Below are 19,373 nucleotides of genomic sequence, written 5' to 3'. Positions count from 1 at the left end.
AGGTCTATTCGATCGATGGGGGCTGGGCGCTCTCCAGCACGACCGCTCGGCCCAGCCCTCTGACGAACTGTTCCTTCAAGACGCCCTGAATTTTCACCTTCTTGCCTAGATAATCAGCTTGGGTAGGCGGGATGCTCTGTTGGCCGCTCGGTGGCCGTTGTATTTCGAGCGGTGTTCTCAAACGTACGACGACCGATTTGTCCGAGCCGGGTTGCTTGATGACCAACCGCGAATTAGTGAAGTAGTTCGTGCCTTCGTTCTCCAGGACGCCCTCGACCACGAGATTGCTATTCAAGAGTTTGTCTTTGTTCTGGATTACTTGCGAAGGGGTAAGCACCTGGGACGAGCCGGTAGGGCCTGACGTCTGACCGTGCGCCGGAACCGAGGCTGCAAGCAGCAAGACGATGGCTGCGAAGCTTGGAATGCGATCGGGCAAGCCAAATCTCCTCGATGAACCGATTGACAGCGTCATCTTTTTAAGGTTGCATTGGAGCTATACTACAACATTTTTCATAGTGCGCGGATGGGCTTGTCATGCGCAATTTTCTCCTCGTCAGCTTTACGCTTTCCGTTATGGCCGTTTCGGTCCCGACCGCATGGGCTACAGAGCCGCCCGCCGGTGGAGGCGAGTATCCTAACACGGAATTCGCTGATCGCTTCCGTCGGTTTACCACCAAACGTGGCTTTCTGAACCTTACAAAATCGATCGTTGCCAATCGTGTCGCCGTTGAGACAGGCATATTGACCGTGGACGCGGCGGACGAACGCGGAGGAACCCTGATTAAAGGCCGCAGGTCGATCCCCGTGATCGCGCTCAAATACAAGGACACGGCACAAGACCCCTATTCAGTCTCCAATCTCGAGCAAGAGCTTTTCAAAGGGCCTTGGCCCACCGGCACTATGTCGGATTACTACAAGCAGATCTCCTACGGGCAGTTTTCGGTCGAAGGACAGGTGCTTCCTTGGTGGAAAGCCAGCAAGCCGGGTTCCTACTACGAGGGCGTCGTGCAGGAGCAGCAGCAGGGTGGTATCACGAAGAGGATCCCTTGCAATGGCATGTGCTCGACCGCAAAGCTCGGCGAACTGCTCGTCGCAGCACTTACCGCAGCCGAAAAGAATCTCGATTTCTCGAAGTACGACAACGATGGACCCGATGGCGTGCCGAACTCCGACGATGACGACGGTTACGTCGACTTCGTCGCGTTCGTCCATCCGGGGCGGGGAGGCGAGTGTGGTGCCCCTGACGGCCAGGTCAATAACAACATCTGGTCACACCGTTTCAGGCTCACGGATCTGAACGGCAAGGATTACGAGACGAAAGCCAAGGCGAAGGATGGTCGCCGTATCAGGATAGACGATTACGTCATCATGCCCGCGCTGGATTGCGACGGAAAACGCATGATCGAGATCGGCGTGTTCGCTCACGAGTTCGGGCATGCGTTCGGTCTTCCCGATCTCTACAACACCGGCAGGTCGGCCAAATCGCAAGGCGTGGGCACCTGGGACCTCATGGGAGCGGGCTCCTGGGGAGGCGACAACAAGACGCCGGAGCGGCCGTCGCATATGTCGGTGTGGTCGAAGGCGTTTCTCGGGTGGGTATCGCCGCTCGTGGTGACTGAGGACATGACCCATGCAACGCTTCGGCCGGTCGAGGACTTCCCGGACGCGTTGCGGATTAACGTTTCCAACGATGTCTACTATCTCCTCGAGTACCGGACGAAGAAGGGCTTCGACGATTCCTTGACGGGCCCCGGCGTCGTCATATGGCGGATCAACAACGCGGTGACCCAAGTCGGCTTGCTCAACAACTCCGTCAACAACGATCCCAGCAACGAAGGCGTCGCGGTCATCCAGGCGGATGGATTGCTCCAGCTCGAAGACATAAAACAGTTCAACCGAGGTGATGCCGGCGACCCGTACCCGGGTACTTCGAACAACACCGCTTTCGACAATGGCAGCAACCCCGCGAGCACCGGCAAGATCGCCATCTGCAACATCAGCCTGACGGCGGCGGCCGCATCATTCGACGTCCACGTCGGGGCCGGCTCCTGCCGGAAGTAGAGACCGGCGGGCAAACTTAGCGGTGGCGGGGGGCTTCCATTCAGCAAGGGGCCTACGTCAATCTCATGCCGGGAACGAAATCGAACAATTCGCTCCACGGAACGGTCGCAGTGCCGCCGGTGATTTGGTCGATCACGATCCCAGTTCCCGCGGGCGAACAGAAGAACGGTCTCACCCGGTGATCGTCGTTCTCGTAGAGCACCCGAAGACGCGACGGGTCCTGCGGCAGGACCGTGATCTTGCGAATTCGATTCGCTTCGAGCTCGTCTCTGTCAGAGCAGAGGTTGACGAAATTCGGTCTCTTCCACCGTCCAGTCAGCCACGCCGCTCCCTTGTCGGACTTTTCGACGACGTCCTCGTAGACGCTGACCGCCTTCACAGGGTCGAGAATGCCGGCTGCGGCGACGAGCCCGTCTAGTTTCGGTACATACCGTGACGATGCGATGAGCCGATTCTTTATCGCGTTCGGGTTTTCCACCCCGAGCGACCGTATCAGAGCCGCGGTGAACGACACGAAAGCGGCCGCTACCGAGGTGCCGAAGTTCTTGACGCTCGCGCCTTGTCGCGAAGTCTGATCGATGGCACAGCCGGGCGCGGCAATATCGACGTACTCCGGAGAGAAATTCGAGAAATTCGCACGGCGCCCATCCGGTCCGTGCGCGGCGACCGTAATGGCTTGGTCCTGGAGGCGGCCAAGCTGCCCGCCGAAGAAAGCGGGATACAGCGGTTTGATGTTCAGATCTTTCCCTCTATTTCCCGCGGCTATGACGAGAAGAAGTTTTGGGTAACCTCTCGCGGCAGTGACGACGTTGTCCATGCTGTTGGGTGAACCGACACTCAGGTTGACAATGTCCGCATAGCTCGAAGCGTACTGAAGGCCGCGCAGAATTGCGCCCTCGCGGATTTCAAATTTGTTCTGGTCGGCGATGACAAGATTGACGACCTTCAGCCGGAGATGCTGCGCGAGGCCCGTGAACTGCCGGGTCTTCGCTCCGCCCGTCGCGAGATCGGCGACGTACCACCCATGTTCGGCGGCCTCGTAGCTGGCGGCGGGCGCGATCTTGCCCAAGCCCCGCGCATCTATTCCGTACACGTCATCGATGAAGCCATTTCGGTCGTCATCGACGTTGTTGTTCGGAACTTCGAGCAAGTTACGTTCAAGCAACTGAACGGGAATTTCTGCAGAAGGCAATTCGACGCCAGTGTCTAGAACCGCTATGCGGGCTGGCTTTACCGTTGCGCCGGCCGTCTCTAGGGCGAGTCTATTTCTCGCCAAGGCCGCCGAAATAGCCCCCTCGTTGATCGGCCATGCCGCATTGGGGTCGGCTGCACTACAATCGGATTTGTCGACGAATCCCGTCTCGAAGTTCAGCGGTTTGATGAGCTCAATGTCCTCTACTCCGGGAGCCGCGGACTGCGCTTGCACGTTTGGCGGGGCGGCAGCGGTCGTGGCGGTAAGTCTTCCGAGCTCATTGACGACGGTTTCGGGCGAGGGAGCGGCTTCGTTAAGCTGGATCGTCGTGAACTTGCTGACGACGGGCAGCACGACCTGCTTCGCGTCCTTTGGGTCATCCAAGTTGAGGTCTGGATTGAGAATGCGGACGAGTTGTCGAATGGTCTTGTTGCACCGGAGGTCTTTGTCGTTGGGCCCGCAAGGCTTCAGAACGGCCTCGGAGTCCGTGCCTATTTCTCGCTGAATGACTGTGTCGATCGTGTCGTTCGGTCTCAATGGTACCTTGGCATCGCGAGCCCATTGCACGCATCCAGGCACAAGGACGTTTCGCGGCCTGTTTACCGGCGCTCTCTCGAAACTCGCTCCGTTGAGCTTGTAGAACTCTTCTTGGTAAGTGTTGGACAGACCCCCGCCGCAAAACGCCCGCATGAACGTTTCCGGTTTGACGCCTGCAGGTATCGTCAACTCCTTAGGTTTCGAAACGCCTGCCAAGTATTGGACCGCCTGATCTGACAGCGCTGAGGTCGCACGTACGGTCACCGTTTGTGCACGGCCGGTCGACGTCGCCGAGAAGAATACCGAGATCAAGGCTGCGGACGCGAGAAGCTTCCTCATCTGCATCCATCCGGTGCGTTTGGGAGACCACAGATGCGCTGGTCGACCGCGGCATCCGACCATTGTTTGATCCACGCCATCGCCTTTTCCGACGTCAGACTGGACATGTACGAGCGGCGCTGCACCGGCGAGACCCGGGAGTTGACGGAAGCCACCACCCTAGCGGAGGACATATCGCTTTCGATGAATGCTGGGCCTCCACTGTCACCGCGGCATAGGATTGCATCTTCGACGACCGTCGCGGTCGTGATGATACTATTCGGCTCGTGGGGCAGTTCACCGGGCAATGCCGTGATCGGGGAGTTGCCGACCCGGTAAACGTTGTCGATAGGCCCGGTGCCACTTATGCTGACACACCCAAAACCGGTCAGGCGAAGATACATGCCAACCTTGAGCGCCTTGGGATTCGTGTTCACCCTTTCGTACGGAACACCCGGTACTGGCTTCGTCATCTTGCATAATGCATAGTCGGCACTCGGATCTGCCGGATAGTCAGGGTGGTGGACACACGTTCCAGAGTAGGGCACGTCCTCGACCTTGATGGAAGCCTCCTGACCCGCTCCGACACAGTGTGCGGCGGTCAGCAGGCTCTGGGGGCCGATTAGGGTGCTCGTGCAGCCATGTCCCGCAGATCTTGAATAGAACGATGCGCGCCATTCCGTCGGTTCCGCGACTTCGGCGTTTCCAAGCCGCGGGCCAGCGGAATCCTGTGCCAATTCGCCAACCGATTCAAACGAGATACCGCCCGTATTGGGAGGCGTCATTGTCACGGGTCTATCGGTGGCGCAGGCTTGGATCGAAGAGGTTGCAACGGACATCATTGCCAGTGACACCGCAATAACGTACTGGGCCACGCGAAGCATTAGACATGAGACGGAACAATTCATGTGCAATGACGTCTAAATGAAACTTGATTAATGGATTGTAGCACACCCGGATGCAATATCTAGTTGCGTCTTTGCGAAGGACCTGAGCGCCGTCGCCCAAGGTCACGATGAGATACTGATGGACGGCGGAAATGGCGACAGCCCCTTTTACCACGATGCCGTGACAGCAGCGATGAAACAGCCGGGCGTCGATCCAGACCGGGTAGCGCTGTGGGGGATCGGCCACTCGGGCGGTGCCGTCGTGATAGCCTCCAGCGACGATCTGCGGGTCGAGGTCGTGATCCTGAACATGCCCTTCTACTCGGGGGCTCAAGATGCGAATGACCTACGTCACGCCTTGGCCGACATCGTTGGCCAACGCGATGGGCGACGAGGGCGCCCGGACCTTCTTATCGAGCGAGCACGCCTGGAATTTCTTCAACGGCAGCAAGGAACGGTCCGACGCGGCGTAGACGCCTGGGGAAAACAAGATCACGCTCCCATCCTTCTATCATCTGGCCAAGGCCGAGCCCCGTGACTTCATCTCAAAGATCTCGCCGCGTCCGATGCTGTGTATCTCGCGGCGCAGGAGGATCCCTTGACCGGCCGCGTCGAGGCACACCCGGGAAGTGTTCGCGAAGGCCGGTGCGAACGCGGAATTTGACGTTCTGACACCGCACCATTTGGCCACCTACTTCGGCGATGCCTTCGAGCGCGCGATCGATACTCAGCTGCAGTTCCTTAAGCGCACGCTGTTGAAGACGTGAGATCGCCGCCGATGCCGTCTGGAAGAGCCGACGAACGCGATTAGTCGGATCGATCCCGCGCGTCTACGAGACGTATCTCGTCCCGCTCATCTCGAGCCTTACGCGCGCGAGATCGCCTCGCGCGTCGCAGCAGTGCCCGCACGTACCTGCGCTGGAGCTGGCCGCAGGCACCGGCGTCGTGACGCGTAGGCTTGCCGAACTGCTGCGGCGCAATCGGCGCTCGTTCGCAGATTCGGGCCGGACCGCTTGAGTGGCAAGATCCAGGCTTTGGTTGTTGCGCTGCGGCGCGACTGATTTTTGGCAAGTCCGGCACCTCGTCGCTCGGAGAAAATGCAGTTGCATAGCGGGGCAACTCGCCGGATGATGGTTGAGTGGCGCCGGGCATGCCACTGAAAGAGGAAGATTTCATGGACCGAAGAATTTACGCGAAAGGGGTCGATTTCGCCCAAGTGGAGGAGGCCATCCGCGAAGCGCTGCGAGATGCCGGCAGCTCGAAGGAGCTCGCGGCCGCGGGGGTCCAAACGCCTCCCGGTTTTACCGACGAATTGAAGATCGCCAAGGGGCAGGGCATGTCTCCCGGCGAGTGGACGGAGATCATCGCGACTTTCGGTCCCCTCGCGGCCACCGTCGCCGAGGATGTCTGGACCATCGTCGTCGTTCCGTTCCTGAAGCGGAAATTCCGCGACGACCGGATCGCCACGAACAATCCGAACAGCACCTCACCGGCGGACAAGGGCGCGAACGAAAAGAAATGACTGACGGTCGGACGGCGCCGGAGCCGAGTCATCTCAATCTCGATGACCGGAAGATTTTCTCGCTGCGTGCTGCATACCTTCGAACCCTCGCCGATCTCTCTCCGGATGCATTGCCCTCGGACGAAGTCCAAGGTGAATTCGACGACGAACTCCGGAAAGTGAGCGCGCGAGTGCTGGGAGAGCATGCGCACGACCCGTTGGACACGTTTCTGACGGCAGTTCTGGATCGGACCTCTCGCGCGAGCCAAGCCGCGCTCGGAGGAGCCTACGAGGAGATAAGGCCCGTCGTCGACGCGCTGCGAAAGCGGATCGACGGGGTCAAATGCGGTCTTTGCGTCAAGGGCGACATCTGTAACGGACGAGCAGGCGACGATCGCATCGTCGCCGAAGGGGGGCGTTGCATCTCCGATATCAAGGAGGCAATGAGAAATGCGAAGGATGACGCGACCCGCGAATACGGTCGGGTGCCGGCCGCCGTCGTGGTCTGCACCTCCGGAGTGTCCCAGGCGCCGACCTGCATCCCGGGCCTCTCCCTCGCGGTGAACGGTCGAACCTGGTTCTCCGACGACGCGACGACCAAAACGAGTATCGTGACGGTCGAGGTCGCGAGTTCGCTGCTCGACGGCCAGTCAATGGCGGCGCTCAACTACGTCGCGTTGCACGAGATGTTCTGTCATGCCTACCAGATGTCAGCTCGACCGGAAGCCCGTGAAAACGAGGGATTGTTCGTCGATCCGATTGCCGAAGGCATGTTGGATGCCGTGATCGTGGGCCTCATGGAGGAAAAAGCGCAGGCTGCCGGCGTATCGGATACCGGCGCTGCCTCCGAAGCCGACATGGCTCGTCGCATTCACCTTGCGAGGAAAGCGACCCGCGACAGGCCGCGCTTCAGTCAGGCGCCCGAGGTCGCGTTGGGAGCCCTTGTCCATGACGGGGTCCTTAGCCTGTATTCGAAGGAGGTCGGCAGGAACAAAGCTTCTCAGGCGGTTCGCAGGCTGGCCTACGATCTCAATCTCAACGGATGGGATTACCGCCAAAGGCGAGACGCGTTCGTGCGATTGCGGGCCCATTTTTTAGGTAAACCTCGCGATGCCCAGCTGATCGACCTCTTCATTAGGTATTTAAATACCTCTTCTGTTAATGAGTTGGTGCATTATCTCACGAATAATTGAGAGGACACTTGTCCGATGAAAAAGAGTTCTATATGGACGGTCTGCTAATCCTATCCCGTGGCTGCTGATTTCCTCAACGGAAGGCTGTGAAATGCTGGAGCAGTTTCGAATTTTGGCAGCAGCCTTGCGGTTGCGCGAATTCGGCACGGCCGACCTCGCGCGAGAGAGCGGCGTTGCCGAAGGAACGGTCCAAAAGACGCTTTATCGCCGGAAGGATCTCTTCATCGCCGAAAAGGGCGCCCCCACCGGGCGGCGAGGCGGCCAAACGAAGCACTACCGGGTCAACGAAGACGCGCTGCGAGGTGCCATTCAACGGGAAGTCGACGAACTCGAGCTTCCGGATCCGGACGACGACCTGGGTGCGGCACTCGCCGAAGACACGATGTGTCGTATCCTTCCGCGCGTACGCAAAGACGAGCGCGAGCCTGTCTTGGCCGGCGTCGGCGAGCAATTGTTCGTCGGGGGGCGGCGGTCAAGCGCGACCGATGCGCTTTACGAACTGTATTCGGCGCTCCGCTATCTGGTACAGATGGAAAGATGGTTCGCGAAGGGCGCCGACATTTCCGGGCGCCTCGGATGGATCGTCAACGCGATACTCTCGGCCGAAGAAGCTGAGCACCGGCGAAAAAGTCCCGAGCACCTGCAGCAAACTGCCGCGAGGCTTCGCGCATTGCCGCACGACGCCCTGCATTTGGCTTCTTTCATGGGTGTCCTGGAGCCGAAGGCGAAGCCCGCGCCGATGGACCGTTGGTGGCTGGCGGTACCGGCCGCCGTCTGGACCGTTCTGCGAAGCGACTTTTGGCGGGATTTAGCGGGAGATCTCACACAACCTACGCTACTGCTGGCCTCCGGCACCTCTCCCGGCCTTCCGGTCCAACCGACCAAACCCGTCGTCATAACGCCGCCCGGTGACCCGCTCTCGCGGACCGCTTATCATATAATCCAAACCGAAGACCGACCGCGAGAACGGTGGTTCGAGCGCGTTCGATTGAGAGGCCTCAAATCCAGATACAATCCCGTGAAAGGCGATGAAGAGTATCCGATCGTTGGACTGTCGCACGTCCTCCCTTCCGATGTGCACGACTATGCACATATCGCAGGCGGTTTGACCCGCATCGGAGCGGACTATTCGCGGTCGGAGCCGCTCTACGCGATCAACGACGCCCACAAGGGATTTTTCGGTCAAGGCCCAACGTCCGTCATCGAAAGTTTCGACTTTCACTTTTCATTGAGACGGGTGGTCGGCTGCACGATCAGGCCAAACACGGCTTCGCAGTTCGGGTCGGACGCGCCCGTTGCCGCCGAAAGCTCGTGGATCCAGTTCGGAGAACTTCGCTTTTTCGGCGACAGATCTTCATTGGTCCCAAAAGGCTTCGCGTCCGATCCTCGTGCTTTTCACGAGCCGCCTCTACCGCCCAATTTCTCGGACCATATCAGTCTTCTCGCGCGTCATAACGGGGTCTTCCTGAAGTCACCTTCGCAACGGATTCTTCAGGTACGACTTAATCCCGGCCACGCGATCGGCGTCTACGAAAACGCGATCTTGAACAGTCAGTCGCTCGAAGAGGAAGCCAAATCCGGCGAAGTATGGTGGCTCGATTTCTCCATGGACACCGGACAGATCGTCGCCGCTCACATGCATCAGATGAGCGGGGGAAATCTGATGATTCCGATTCCGTTCGACGACCTACGTTATGATCCTCACCGACAGGGCTTTGTGCTTACGAAAGTTCCTGGCTTGAGCGAAGAGCCCAGCGTTGCTGCGGCGATAGCGATGGGAAAAATCGAGCCTAGGCCGGATCTCCACTGAATATCCGGCCGGCCACAATTGAAAGATGTTCCGCGCCCGGAATCCAAGGGGACTCTAGAATACTCATTCCGGCGTTCTAGATGACGGGGTCTCTCGACATTCGATCGTCCGGCCGCGACTAAAGCGGTCTGCATCGAAGCGGAGACGAAGCATGGCTACTACCCCCGAACAGATGAAACTCGTCCACGAAGGCTGGCATCGCGCCATCGTCGCAACAGAACTAGACAAGCTGATGGACTTCTATGCGCCGGACGGCTCGGCCGTTTTGGTGATTGAAAAGGACGCGTCCGGTCATCCGCGGTCGGGACAACATCCGAAAGCACTTCGCCGGCTTCTTCGCGCTCCCTCCGAAGAGCGACGGCAAGGATTGGTATAGGCTGAAGAACTACCATTGGGACGGAAAGACCCTTCTCTGGGATACCCGAGCCGAGGTCCTGACGGCGATCAACTTGACGTCGTGGAATCGTTGGATCTCGAGGACGGTCTCATCGTTTACCATCGGGTCTACTGGGGCCGGGTTGGATTCAAGATGCTTCAAGACGCGGCTTTCAGATAGCTCGCGTCATTGAGGCCGGATCGTCGGAGTGCCCGCGCCTCGACGGTCCGCTTCAGTTTGGCGGAAAGGCTTTCGATGAGAGACGACCCGCTCCGGATCGCCTTTGCCCCCATGTTCACGTTGGCGGCGGCGTTGGGCATCGATCGCTTCGTGTTCGCCGCTTTTGCCGGTCATGCAGGACCTTTATGGAGTGACGGCCAGTGAAGCGGGCATCATCACGTCGGCCAACTTCGCGGGATACCTCGCCGGCGCTCTCGCGCGTCCGCAGCACGCGTTCCCGGAGATCGTCCGGCCTGGCTCATCGGCACGCTCTTCCTGGGCGGATCGTCGACGGGAGCGATGGGCGTGGGGACGGGCGTCCCTTTTTTCGTCCTCGTACGGTATCTCGGCGGGTATGGCGGGCGCCTTCGCCATCGTCGTAGCTACCGCAATCATGGTGGAACCGTCGCAGCGAATGGTCGAAGCTCGCTGCTCGCCGTGCACTTCGCTGGTCGTCGCATCGGCTAAAGCGGGATGGGTTTAGGCTGAATCGATTTGGGATTCCCAAATCAGCCGGTTTCTGATTCACCATGCTGGCTGGACGGAGGCCAGCATGGATGGGCAAGCCGTACTCTCTTGATCTTCGCAAGCGTGTTGTGGCCGCGATCGAGGGCGGGATCTCCCGCAATCAGGCCGCCAAGCAATTTGGGGTGGCAATCAGCACGGCCATCGGCTGGATGAAGCGGGTTGATGAGACTGGCAGTGTCGAGCCCAGCCAGATCGGCGGCTACAAGCCGAAGGCAATCTCGGGTGGGCACGCGGTCTGGCTGTCGCAGCGGATCAAGGACGGCGATTTCACCATACGCGGTCTCGTTGCTGAGCTCGCCGGGCGCGGCCTGAAAGTCGATTATCACTCGGTATGGGACTTCGTGCATGCCGAGAAGCTCAGCTTCAAAAAAAAGCGTGGCGGCTGGCGAACGCGATCGTCCCGAGGTCGCGCGGCGGCGGGCCCAGTGGGCAAAGTATCAAGATCGCGTCGAAGCTGAACGGCTGGTCTTCATCGACGAGACCTGGACCAGGACCGACATGGCCCCCTTGCGGGGATGGGCGCCGCGCGGGAGCAGACTCCACGCAAAAGTCCCCCACGGCCGCTGGAAGACCATGACCTTCCTGGCGGCCCTGCGCCATGACCGGATCGATGCGCCATGGTTCATCGAGGGGCCGATCGATGGCGTGAGCTTCCGCACCTATGTCGAGAAGGTTCTCCTGCCGACCCTTCAGTCCGGTGACATCGTCGTCTTGGATAATCTCGGTAGCCACAGGAGCAAAGTGGTTCGCCAGCTCATCCGTTCGGTCGGCGCCAAACTCTTCTTCCTGCCAAAATACTCGCCAGACCTGAACCCGATCGAACACGTCTTTGCCAAGCTTAAGCACTTGGTCCGCAAAGCTGCCGCGCGAACCGTCGACGCTGTCTGCGCAGCAATCGGCCACGCACTCGATGCCTTTACCTCAGAGGAATGCGCCAACTACCTCAAAAATTCAGGCTATCGAACCTAATGTCATCACGCTTTTAGAGCCCTCGCGATACTGAGCGCTCATCGGATGCCCTCGCCTGCGCTTTGTCTGGCGACCGGCCCGTCCATTCTCTTCTGGAACTGGGTGACCCGCGTCACGAGCCTGCCCTTGGCCATGTGCCTGGCGTATCTTACGGAGGCGACCGGTGTCGCCACCAGCCTCGCCGAACATTACGGGCTTGCGACGCTGCTCGCGGCGTCATGCGTCGGCGCGACCTTCATGGCCAAGACATCTCAGAGCATGGTGGCAGCGCGCGCGTTGTGGATCGGCGATCTCCGGCGGCCCGTGGGCATCATGACGGTGGCTTTCGGACTCGGGCAAATCGTCGGGCCGGCTCTGGCCGGGTATCTGCGGGACAAGACCGGCGGGTTCCTGCTGCCGTCGCTTATCGCGATTGCCTGCCTGCTCACAGGTGCGGTCCTGATCTGCTCGGCTCGCGACACGATCGAACGACGGGACGTCTGATCGCGTTTTCGGGACGTTCGGCAACGCGTTACCGCGTAGTTTCACGGCATCGTGCGGAGGCGGGCTCCTCCGCAAAAAAAACTCTACGTCGAATGGCGCGCGCTATGCAGGATTGCCGGCGACGCCACGACCAGCAACGTCGGCTTTGAGAATGTCGGTTGCGAGGCAAATTCGCCCAAAGAGTGTAAACTTGACAACGCGCTCTGGTTGAGCATAAATTTTATCGATAATTTCTGCAGTTCATAATGGGTTCTTTTTGGAGGACGATGCACGCGGATGCGGGCCTCGAATCGATTGATGCGCCAGCGCAAGCGGCCTTTAGTTATGCTTACATTGCGGGCGACGATGTGGCGATCACCATCGCCTAAACGACCGGCGGCAAGATTGTCTGCAGTTCATCGCACCATCTGTCACAACCGACCGGACCGCAGGGCGCTCTACACAGTGGCCGCGGCCTGCAGCTAAGCGCTCTAGTGATACGGCCGGCTGTGCAATCGAGCATTCGTTGGCATATCTGCGGCAAGGCAGGACCAATCAAATGTTGCCGCGCTCCGCCGAAACGACAGTAGAGAGCGCCGCGAAAGAGGTCGAGCGGATTGTCCGCAGAGCTTAGCGTAGGGACGCTTCAGCGCGCTGTCGGGAGAATGTTATGACGTTACCACGGATTGTCTGGAACGCCGCGGCGTCTCCGCATCTCGAGACCTTTTGGGTAGCGCGCGAACAGCAACCTCTCAGTCCAACGTTGGAAAAGCTCGCAAACACTCTCGTTCAAATTGGTATTCCCCGGGTTGAGGCTGCCGCAACGCCAAAAGAGGACGCGATCGGCCTGCTGATGCTGGCAGCTGAGGTGGAGCACGCCCTCATGGTGCAATATCTATATGCGGCGCAGTCCGTTCGGGGTGTTGCGGGCCGGATCATTTCGCACATCGCCGTGCAGGAGATGGGCCACCTGGTGACGACGCAGAACCTTCTGCTTTGTCTGGAGGGAATTAGTCCGGAAGGCCTGCCGGCCCGCATCCATCTCGGCCGCGACGTGTTGCGACGGGGCAGCACCTACAATCCACTTCCATTTGTTCTCGAGGGAGTGTCGCCCACCGCTTTGGCAAAATTTATCGTCATCGAGCGGCCTGCGACGATCGCGGATAACATGCTTCGCGCTCGGGTAGAGGCGCTGGAAGCCGAGGTGACGGCGCTCGGCGTTGATCCGAACCCGGTTTATGCGCTGTACGCGGCCATCCGCTGGATTTTCCAGGCGAGCGATGTAGATCCCGCCGGCTTGCCGCAGAGACTCGGATTCAAGCCTGGCTGGCACTTATCTGATGCGGATTTCGTCGACCCGGAGCAGATAGCGTCGTTCTGGGCAGAGGGCAGCGAGTGGGGGTCGGTGCCGGGATTGATCGTCGCTCCCGTCCGCGACAGAACCGGTGCTTTAGCGGCGATCGACGCCATCACAGCACAGGGCGAAGGTGCAGCGAACTCAGAAGAATCCCATTTTCAAGGGTTTCTCGGCGTGCTGGACAGCTTCGAGGCCGGGCAAATCGTCGCCGCTTCGTTGCCGCGCACGCCATTCACGCGCTCCCAGCTGGAACCCGAGGATGATGAGGCCGTTCCGATCGTAAATCCTTACACTGTGCTTTGGGCCGATCTGTCTAGCATTGTTTATGAACTGCTGGTTCTCGACTTGGCTTGGGCGCTGTCGCAATCGCGGACAGCCGCGGTGCGGGCGGCAATGATCGATGTCTGCATCGAAGGCATGAATCGCGTCGTCCAACCGATGGCAGCACAACTGGCGAGGCGCCCGCTCGACGCCGACCCCCAAGTGAAAGCTGGCCCTCCGTATGGGCTGCGCCGTCAGGAATCGCCGACGACCCGGTCGAAATTCGCTGCGCGCTACAACACCGTGCTCGCGGAGCGGGACGGGATCATTGGCGTTATCAGGACTGCGAGCGAGTATTCTTCGGACATCACAGGAAAAGTCATACTGGAGAGCATCGCGGCGATCGATCTCCAGCGTGCGCCCAATCTGCCGCAAGGAGAGTGACATGCCCTACGCGATATATCCGCCGATCGGTCTCGCAAGGCTGGGCAATAGCCCGGAAGAGTTTTTCGTCGGTCGCGAAGAGCCGGATGGGCTCGGACTAGAGATCAATGCGGACGGATCGGAGCGCCCCGTCACGCGTTTCAAGGATATGAATTTCCGGATGAAGCGACAGGGCGCCCGCTTCCGGATATTCGACGTCACCGACCCGGCAGCGCCGATCGAGGCCAATCTCCCGCTGGGTACCGTCGTCCGTTGGACGGTCACTCTCTGCAACAGGAAGGACGCGATCCAACGTCCGGGTGGGCCGCCGGCGCAACCGCGTGCCGTGATCGACGATCCGGCTCGCCTCGACCGCGCCATGTTGGCCACCGCGAATGTGAGTGGCGCAAACGCCGCCCGCGTGGCCATGGGGGCCTCCTATCGGGCCGTCGCGGTCAATCTGGGCCATCTCCTCACCGACCGTGCACAGCGTCTCATTGTCCTGGGCGGCTCGGGACGTTCCGAAAGCCCAGACAATGCGCCGATCGGTGACAGTTTTTATAACAACCCAGGCTGGTTCGACGACGTGGCGGATGGTCCGGTAATGGCAACCATACAACTGCCGAACCAGCAGCCGGTGGACGCCGTCGGCGCTTGGGTCATTGTGGGGCCGCCTGACTTCGCGCCGCCGGCCAACGGCGTTGTGAACCTTTATGACGTCATTCGACAGGTGGCGATTGATCAACACTGGCTGCAAGCGCCAGCTCCCCCGTACTTCGACACTGACATCCGCCCGATGATCGCGCGCGCGTCGTCGTTGCAGCACGTGGATCCGGAGCCGACCTGGCCGACTATCAGCCAGGACTGGGCGGCTCTCTCCGACGCCAGCGCGGCGTTCCAGCCCCTGAGAGAAACGACGGCAACGCTCGTGCGCGAAGTCGAGAACGCCTTCCATGACTTCGAACTGCGAACATGGCAGATCGATGCTCTCGACTCGTGGGCAGCGGGACAGTTTCGGGCCGGCGCCGCGCCGTCACGGGGGCTTTGCGATACGCTGACGCGCGCGGCGTTGGACGGCGCGCTCGGACAGGGTTTTTTCCCGGGCATCGAAGCCGGCATCAACATAACCGATCCGGGACGCTACGAGAATGCCGCCTTCGAATTCCGCCTGTCGCACCAGGCCTCGCGTGCCGGCGACCTGACGGCACTAATGGCGCTTCCGTGGCAGGCAGATTTTCTGAAATGCGGGGACAGCTGGTGGCCGGCGCAACGGCCCTATCGCGTGCTGACTGAGGAAAATGTAAAGCGGCCCTGGCTGCGGCCGGCGATGGACCATAGCCGGTTGGCCAAGGACGTGCAGAAGCTCGGAGTCATGACGCCTACAGGCGGGCAGGTGGTCGAGAAGGACCGTGATCCTGCGCTCGATTCTCAAATTGTTCAAGCGTGAGCCTTAGCCCGCCGAATTGCAGCGTTGCGGTGGTTGGCGCGGGGCCTGCCGCGTCGGTCGCCGCGGCATGTCTGGCGCGCCGTGGATGGGATGTCGTTCAATTCATGGGCACTCCGGAGCGACCGCCGCGCCCGCCGGAGATACTCAGCCCATCAGCCCGCCACGTCCTGATGCGGCTGGGATTTCCCAGTGCTGCGCAACTCGGCCTGCCCTGTGTCGGGGCACTGCGATGTTGGGAGTGCGAAGAGCCGGATTTTGTCGACTTCGCATTCTTCCAGGCGTTGGAAGCACGCTCGGTCGATCGCCACCCCTTGCACGAAACCCTTGCCCATCAAGCGAGCCTCGCCGGCGCCATACAAGTTAGCGCTAGGATCAAATCGAGCGATCAGGACAAGCTCAGTTGGGTAACATCCGACGGTTGTGAAGGTCAGACTCGGGCGGTTTGGATACTCGTTGCCACCGGACGCCGATCGAACTTGCGACCCTTCAACGTAATGCGTCGCATTCGTAGCGACCGGCTCGTCGCTCTCGCCTTTCCATGGACGCGTCGTGCACACGACGGATCCCTGATCTTGGAGGCGGTCGCAGAAGGCTGGTGGTATGCGCCGCCGCATCGCGGTGCCCTCGGCACGTTGATCTTCGTCACCGATAGTGATTTGCTTCCGGGGGACGCCACCCAACGCATCTGTATGCTCCGAGAGGTTTATGGCGGATCCGCACTAATGTCTAAGGTGGGTGAAGCTCCCGATTTCTCCGATTATTTGGGTATGGATGCCCAGACCGGATCGGTTCGAGACCCCGTAGCCGGCAAGCTTGTCGCTATCGGTGATGCGGCCATTTCGTTGGATCCACTCTCAGGATCGGGTGTTCAGAACGCTGTCGAAGGAGCCTGGACGGCAGCTACCGAACTCGCCGATACCCAATCGATCGGTCCAGTCTATAGACACTGGCTAACTGTATTTCGGGACAGGCAATTACAAATGAGATACAGGCAGTATGAAGATGCTGCCCGACGCTTTCGCAACTCTTCGTTCTGGCAGAGACGAATGGAGGTCGCGGCGGAGTCGCGACTCTAGGTGAGGCTCTGCACCGGCTCTTTGAGAGGGAGCCTGGAAGCGGTCGGAGGAAGCATGAACGATTTCGATACTGACAGCGTTGTCGGTGGCTTCGTGATCCTCGCAATGTTCCTCTTCGCCCACTTCAACCGGTACATCGCGACGGAATTTCCTGGCTACCGGGTCGCAGTCTTCAGCCTAATGGCGGGAGACGGCCTTTATCTTACGACGACGGTTTTGATGAATGCGCTGATCGGTGTTTTAGTCGCGTCCTTCTACACCATCGCCTTCGGGGTCTGCGTGTTTATCCTCATATCAGAGGCGCTCTTCCGCGGCGGCGCACGGAAGCTCTATCACATGATGCGAAGCAAGTGGATCAAGCGCATCGATTACATCTATCTGATTGTTGGAGCGATCGGCGCGGTTCTTTCGGTAAATCGGTTGGCGGCGGTGCAAAATAATGTGCCGCCTCTAGAGGTAGCGCCGAGCCGTCCGCTCGATATCGTCGCGCATCTTTCCTCGCCGCATATGACCGCTGCGGGTCGTTTGCGGCGCGAACAGGGCCTTGCCATAACGCCGTCCCGTCTCAAGTCCCCAGAAATTCGCCGCCCTCATGCAGACGACCATCCGGTCACCCCGCTCGGCTTGTGGAAACAGGACCGACTGCGCCCAATCGAGCATGACCCGGCTGGACGGCAGCGCGGCGAGAACATGATGATCGGTGAAGGTGCGTGAGTGATAGGCGCCGATGTTGGCGATGGCGACCTTGTCTCTGATGGCGTCCGGTTCACCCAGCCAGGCCAGCCGCACCTTGCGCCATCTGGCGGCTTCCGGGTGACCGTCCGTGAACCCCAGCCGGCCGGTGCGTTGCCTGACGTAGCGTTCCTGACCTTCCTTCGATCTGGCGATTCGGACATCTGTTTCCGAGAAGCCCGGCGACAGGTAGAGCAGCACGATGGGGGCGGTTCGCAGCTTGCCGCCGAAATTGCAGGGGAGGCAGCGCAGGTCGAAGCCGTGGCAATCGTTTAGGCGATCAAAGATCGGCCGATCCAGCGGATGTATCGTCTCGGTCTTGCCGATCATCGACCAGAATTTGAAGATGTCCGTCATGGAAATTCCTTAAGTGGCCCTGAAGTGTTACCTGGATGGCACGATGGTTGAAGACTTGATTCTCTTACCGCGGGATCGCGCGCTCTGAGAAATTGCACGCCTCACATGGCGACCTGGCGATAGCCAGTTCCAGCGCCCAGTATATCCCCAAGAAGGGGTGGCATTCCCTGTCGTTCCTGCGGCGGGGAAGCATGCCGATTCAACAGATCGCCTTCACGACCACGATGATTGTTGCCTATGCCCGTCCATTTGCCGGAGGGCGGGGGAAAGGCATCAATTTCCCGGAGAGACTGCTGTAATACGGCAAGGCGCAATGGGCTTTCCATGAGCGCCTGCTCAAGCTGAGAAACCAGGAATACGCGCACACCGATGCGTCAACGATCTCGGTGCGGCCGCTCAAGGGCAGCGCGGTCACGGATATACAGTCGATCCGCGATGTTTCCTTCTCGCCCGACGAATTGAAGCTGCTCCTGGTCATGACGCAGGGCGTGTCAGGCCGGATTAGGCAGCGGCTCGCCGAGATCCGGCGCAACGGAAGCTAGGGCAGGGCAGCCGAAGCCGCCCTGCGGCCTGGCATCAAGAGCCCAGGCTTAGGATGAAGAGGATCAGGTAACCCAAGGTCACCAGTCCATATGCAAATGTATGCAAGTTTAGATCCTTTGATCGTAGAGATTTGGGCCTCAAATCGAGGGAGACGATCGCCGACCGTTCCGACTATTTAGTTGGATCCGAATCTCTGACCGGGCGCATTTGGCAGATTCTCGCGGAAATATTTGTTACGGCAGGCGCCGGAAAACCTGTCGGCGCAGCGGCCCTTCGCGGTGACTGCCGCGAAGGGGCCTTCAGCGCGCCACCGTCAGCGGATGGACTTGTATTTGGCCGGGTAACCTCTGCCGACCCTCTTGAACGTCGTCTCGCCGGCGGTATGAACAGCGAGGATCGCGGGCGCCCCTAAGGGCTCCATCGTGTACAGGTCGAAGGCGCCGTGATCTGGCCGACAGCCAAGCGTTCGAGCGAATGCACCAACCACCGCACGCCCCGCAGAAAGCCACTGGTTGGTCTTTTCGACAGGAACGCCAACTTCGAGGATCCGAGCGCGTCCCATGCCGGCGACAAGCTTCTCAAGCCTTTCATCCTTGAGCCAGAAATACGTCGCCTCGCCACCCCAGTTCTCAAGCAGCGGCTTTACGCCGCCGTCATCGATCCGTACCGGATCGGATGTGAGCCAAAACTTCCCTAGCCGGCCCGGTTGCTGTTCCGGATGGTGGCAGGGGCTTGCCGCATATAACGCCTCCACGTTGGCAGCCGACAACAGCCCGGCTTGTGCCTGGGCATCCAGCCGGCGCCGCAGCGTTTCAAGCGTGCCCGGATAGATCCCGGTCTCCTGAATAATGCGGACCTCATCATCCAACAGGCGAGTGTAGTGCCAGGCTCTTATCGTGCGGTGGTTCATTTCCTGGCCGACGGCCTCGACGAAATCCTGATGGTCCGCCGCGTAAGGATTGGTTGGGTATGGCCAGGTGTGGTCGGACGCCTCGCGCTCAAGAAACTGTCGGCGCGAGGTAGTCAGATAGTCGCGTATCAGTGCGGCTTTCTGCTCAAGCATCGCCAACAGCGCTGGATCAAAGGTGGCCACATTCCAGACGTCGATTATCCGCACTGGGGTC

Annotated in this window: 20 protein-coding genes; 13 read left to right on the top strand and 7 right to left on the bottom strand. The window is 59.9% G+C overall.

Going from position 1 to position 19,373, the window contains the following annotated elements:
- Window positions 1-4 precede the first annotated feature (4 nt).
- Window positions 5-436, bottom strand: a complete 432-nt coding sequence (locus tag XI04_RS03460; protein ID WP_271623438.1) for a hypothetical protein — start codon at window positions 434-436, stop codon at window positions 5-7.
- A gap of 98 nt (window positions 437-534) precedes the next feature.
- Here XI04_RS03460 and XI04_RS03455 point away from each other — a divergent pair, with 98 nt between their 5' ends.
- Window positions 535-2,061, top strand: coding sequence for a M6 family metalloprotease domain-containing protein (locus XI04_RS03455; RefSeq protein ID WP_271623437.1), 1,527 nt, complete (start codon window positions 535-537; stop codon window positions 2,059-2,061).
- 52 nt (window positions 2,062-2,113) lie between these two features.
- On the opposite strand, the gene XI04_RS03450 is transcribed toward XI04_RS03455, so the two are convergent.
- Genes XI04_RS03450 through XI04_RS03440 form a run of 3 tightly spaced genes read right to left on the bottom strand, consistent with a single transcriptional unit; the run spans window position 2,114 to window position 5,329 of the window.
- Window positions 2,114-4,129 carry a S8 family serine peptidase gene (locus XI04_RS03450; RefSeq protein WP_271623436.1) on the bottom strand — a complete coding sequence of 672 codons (2,016 nt, stop codon included), beginning with the start codon at window positions 4,127-4,129 and terminating at the stop codon, window positions 2,114-2,116.
- On the bottom strand, window positions 4,126-4,893 hold the full coding sequence (locus tag XI04_RS03445; RefSeq protein WP_271623492.1) for a trypsin-like serine protease: 768 nt from the start codon (window positions 4,891-4,893) through the stop codon (window positions 4,126-4,128). Before XI04_RS03445 ends, XI04_RS03450 begins: the two co-directional genes overlap by 4 nt.
- A 10-nt stretch (window positions 4,894-4,903) precedes the next feature.
- Window positions 4,904-5,329 carry a hypothetical protein gene (locus XI04_RS03440; RefSeq protein WP_271623435.1) on the bottom strand — a complete coding sequence of 142 codons (426 nt, stop codon included), beginning with the start codon at window positions 5,327-5,329 and terminating at the stop codon, window positions 4,904-4,906.
- Between the two features lie 7 nt (window positions 5,330-5,336).
- Here XI04_RS03440 and XI04_RS03435 point away from each other — a divergent pair, with 7 nt between their 5' ends.
- The 6 genes from XI04_RS03435 to XI04_RS03410 all read left to right on the top strand — a co-directional run bounded on the left by XI04_RS03435 (window position 5,337) and on the right by XI04_RS03410 (window position 9,875).
- On the top strand, window positions 5,337-5,468 hold the full coding sequence (locus tag XI04_RS03435) for a hypothetical protein (protein ID WP_271623434.1): 132 nt from the start codon (window positions 5,337-5,339) through the stop codon (window positions 5,466-5,468).
- 156 nt (window positions 5,469-5,624) lie between these two features.
- A complete protein-coding gene (locus XI04_RS03430; protein ID WP_271623433.1) occupies window positions 5,625-5,762 on the top strand; it encodes a hypothetical protein in 138 nt (45 codons plus the stop codon).
- 371 nt (window positions 5,763-6,133) lie between these two features.
- Window positions 6,134-6,517, top strand: coding sequence for a hypothetical protein (locus XI04_RS03425; protein ID WP_271623432.1), 384 nt, complete (start codon window positions 6,134-6,136; stop codon window positions 6,515-6,517).
- Window positions 6,514-7,689, top strand: coding sequence for a hypothetical protein (locus tag XI04_RS03420; protein ID WP_271623431.1), 1,176 nt, complete (start codon window positions 6,514-6,516; stop codon window positions 7,687-7,689). The genes XI04_RS03425 and XI04_RS03420 overlap by 4 nt, the downstream gene beginning before the upstream one ends.
- A gap of 91 nt (window positions 7,690-7,780) precedes the next feature.
- Window positions 7,781-9,499: a hypothetical protein gene (locus XI04_RS03415; protein ID WP_271623430.1), complete on the top strand. Its 1,719-nt coding sequence runs from the start codon at window positions 7,781-7,783 to the stop codon at window positions 9,497-9,499.
- A 151-nt stretch (window positions 9,500-9,650) separates the two neighbouring features.
- Complete coding sequence (locus XI04_RS03410) at window positions 9,651-9,875, top strand: hypothetical protein (RefSeq protein ID WP_271623429.1); 225 nt, start codon at window positions 9,651-9,653, stop codon at window positions 9,873-9,875.
- A gap of 158 nt (window positions 9,876-10,033) precedes the next feature.
- Here the strand turns inward: XI04_RS03410 and XI04_RS03405 are convergent, their stop codons facing one another.
- Window positions 10,034-10,195: a hypothetical protein gene (locus tag XI04_RS03405; RefSeq protein WP_271623428.1), complete on the bottom strand. Its 162-nt coding sequence runs from the start codon at window positions 10,193-10,195 to the stop codon at window positions 10,034-10,036.
- On the opposite strand from XI04_RS03405, the gene XI04_RS38750 reads away from it, so the two are divergent.
- The 6 genes from XI04_RS38750 to XI04_RS03380 all read left to right on the top strand — a co-directional run bounded on the left by XI04_RS38750 (window position 10,159) and on the right by XI04_RS03380 (window position 16,617).
- Window positions 10,159-10,578 (top strand): YbfB/YjiJ family MFS transporter, encoded by a 420-nt coding sequence (locus XI04_RS38750; RefSeq protein ID WP_442869377.1) that lies wholly within the window; start codon window positions 10,159-10,161, stop codon window positions 10,576-10,578. The two genes, XI04_RS03405 and XI04_RS38750, sit on opposite strands and share 37 nt — an antisense overlap.
- A 73-nt stretch (window positions 10,579-10,651) precedes the next feature.
- A protein-coding gene (locus tag XI04_RS03400; RefSeq protein WP_442869376.1) for an IS630 family transposase occupies window positions 10,652-11,591 on the top strand; the annotation gives its coding sequence in 2 pieces (ribosomal slippage) (window positions 10,652-10,987 and window positions 10,989-11,591; 939 coding nt in all).
- Window positions 11,592-11,636: 45 nt separating this feature from the next.
- Window positions 11,637-12,074: a YbfB/YjiJ family MFS transporter gene (locus XI04_RS03395; RefSeq protein WP_271623426.1), complete on the top strand. Its 438-nt coding sequence runs from the start codon at window positions 11,637-11,639 to the stop codon at window positions 12,072-12,074.
- 649 nt (window positions 12,075-12,723) lie between these two features.
- Complete coding sequence (locus XI04_RS03390; RefSeq protein ID WP_271623425.1) at window positions 12,724-14,115, top strand: ferritin-like domain-containing protein; 1,392 nt, start codon at window positions 12,724-12,726, stop codon at window positions 14,113-14,115.
- A 1-nt stretch (window position 14,116) separates the two neighbouring features.
- Entirely contained in the window at window positions 14,117-15,541 is a 1,425-nt protein-coding gene (locus XI04_RS03385) for a LodA/GoxA family CTQ-dependent oxidase (protein WP_271623424.1), read from the top strand.
- Between the two features lie 170 nt (window positions 15,542-15,711).
- Window positions 15,712-16,617, top strand: a complete 906-nt coding sequence (locus XI04_RS03380) for an NAD(P)/FAD-dependent oxidoreductase (RefSeq protein ID WP_271623423.1) — start codon at window positions 15,712-15,714, stop codon at window positions 16,615-16,617.
- 450 nt (window positions 16,618-17,067) lie between these two features.
- Here the strand turns inward: XI04_RS03380 and XI04_RS03375 are convergent, their stop codons facing one another.
- Window positions 17,068-17,706, bottom strand: coding sequence for a hypothetical protein (locus XI04_RS03375; RefSeq protein WP_271623422.1), 639 nt, complete (start codon window positions 17,704-17,706; stop codon window positions 17,068-17,070).
- Between the two features lie 856 nt (window positions 17,707-18,562).
- On the bottom strand, window positions 18,563-19,366 hold the full coding sequence (locus XI04_RS03370; RefSeq protein ID WP_271623421.1) for a hypothetical protein: 804 nt from the start codon (window positions 19,364-19,366) through the stop codon (window positions 18,563-18,565).
- Window positions 19,367-19,373 lie beyond the last annotated feature (7 nt).

The organism is Bradyrhizobium sp. CCBAU 11430 (genome assembly GCF_028128855.1).
Lineage (GTDB): Bacteria > Pseudomonadota > Alphaproteobacteria > Rhizobiales > Xanthobacteraceae > Bradyrhizobium > Bradyrhizobium ottawaense.
The sequence above is the reverse complement of the archived record's forward strand: the minus strand, read 5'-3'. Positions and strand labels throughout refer to the sequence as shown.

Bases quoted from the DNA above. Each gene is read 5' to 3' on its own strand.
- XI04_RS03450 (WP_271623436.1), bottom strand. From the start codon at position 4,129: ATGAGGAAGCTTCTCGCGTCCGCAGCCTTGATCTCGGTATTCTTCTCG.
- XI04_RS03415 (WP_271623430.1), top strand. From the start codon at position 7,781: ATGCTGGAGCAGTTTCGAATTTTGGCAGCAGCCTTGCGGTTGCGCGAA.
- XI04_RS03380 (WP_271623423.1), top strand. From the start codon at position 15,712: ATGCGGCTGGGATTTCCCAGTGCTGCGCAACTCGGCCTGCCCTGTGTC.
- XI04_RS03395 (WP_271623426.1), top strand. From the start codon at position 11,637: ATGCCCTCGCCTGCGCTTTGTCTGGCGACCGGCCCGTCCATTCTCTTC.
- XI04_RS03445 (WP_271623492.1), bottom strand. From the start codon at position 4,893: ATGACGCCTCCCAATACGGGCGGTATCTCGTTTGAATCGGTTGGCGAA.
- XI04_RS03405 (WP_271623428.1), bottom strand. From the start codon at position 10,195: ATGCCCAACGCCGCCGCCAACGTGAACATGGGGGCAAAGGCGATCCGG.
- XI04_RS03410 (WP_271623429.1), top strand. From the start codon at position 9,651: ATGGCTACTACCCCCGAACAGATGAAACTCGTCCACGAAGGCTGGCAT.
- XI04_RS03390 (WP_271623425.1), top strand. From the start codon at position 12,724: ATGACGTTACCACGGATTGTCTGGAACGCCGCGGCGTCTCCGCATCTC.
- XI04_RS03455 (WP_271623437.1), top strand. From the start codon at position 535: ATGCGCAATTTTCTCCTCGTCAGCTTTACGCTTTCCGTTATGGCCGTT.
- XI04_RS03435 (WP_271623434.1), top strand. From the start codon at position 5,337: ATGACCTACGTCACGCCTTGGCCGACATCGTTGGCCAACGCGATGGGC.
- XI04_RS03375 (WP_271623422.1), bottom strand. From the start codon at position 17,706: ATGACGGACATCTTCAAATTCTGGTCGATGATCGGCAAGACCGAGACG.
- XI04_RS03385 (WP_271623424.1), top strand. From the start codon at position 14,117: ATGCCCTACGCGATATATCCGCCGATCGGTCTCGCAAGGCTGGGCAAT.
- XI04_RS03420 (WP_271623431.1), top strand. From the start codon at position 6,514: ATGACTGACGGTCGGACGGCGCCGGAGCCGAGTCATCTCAATCTCGAT.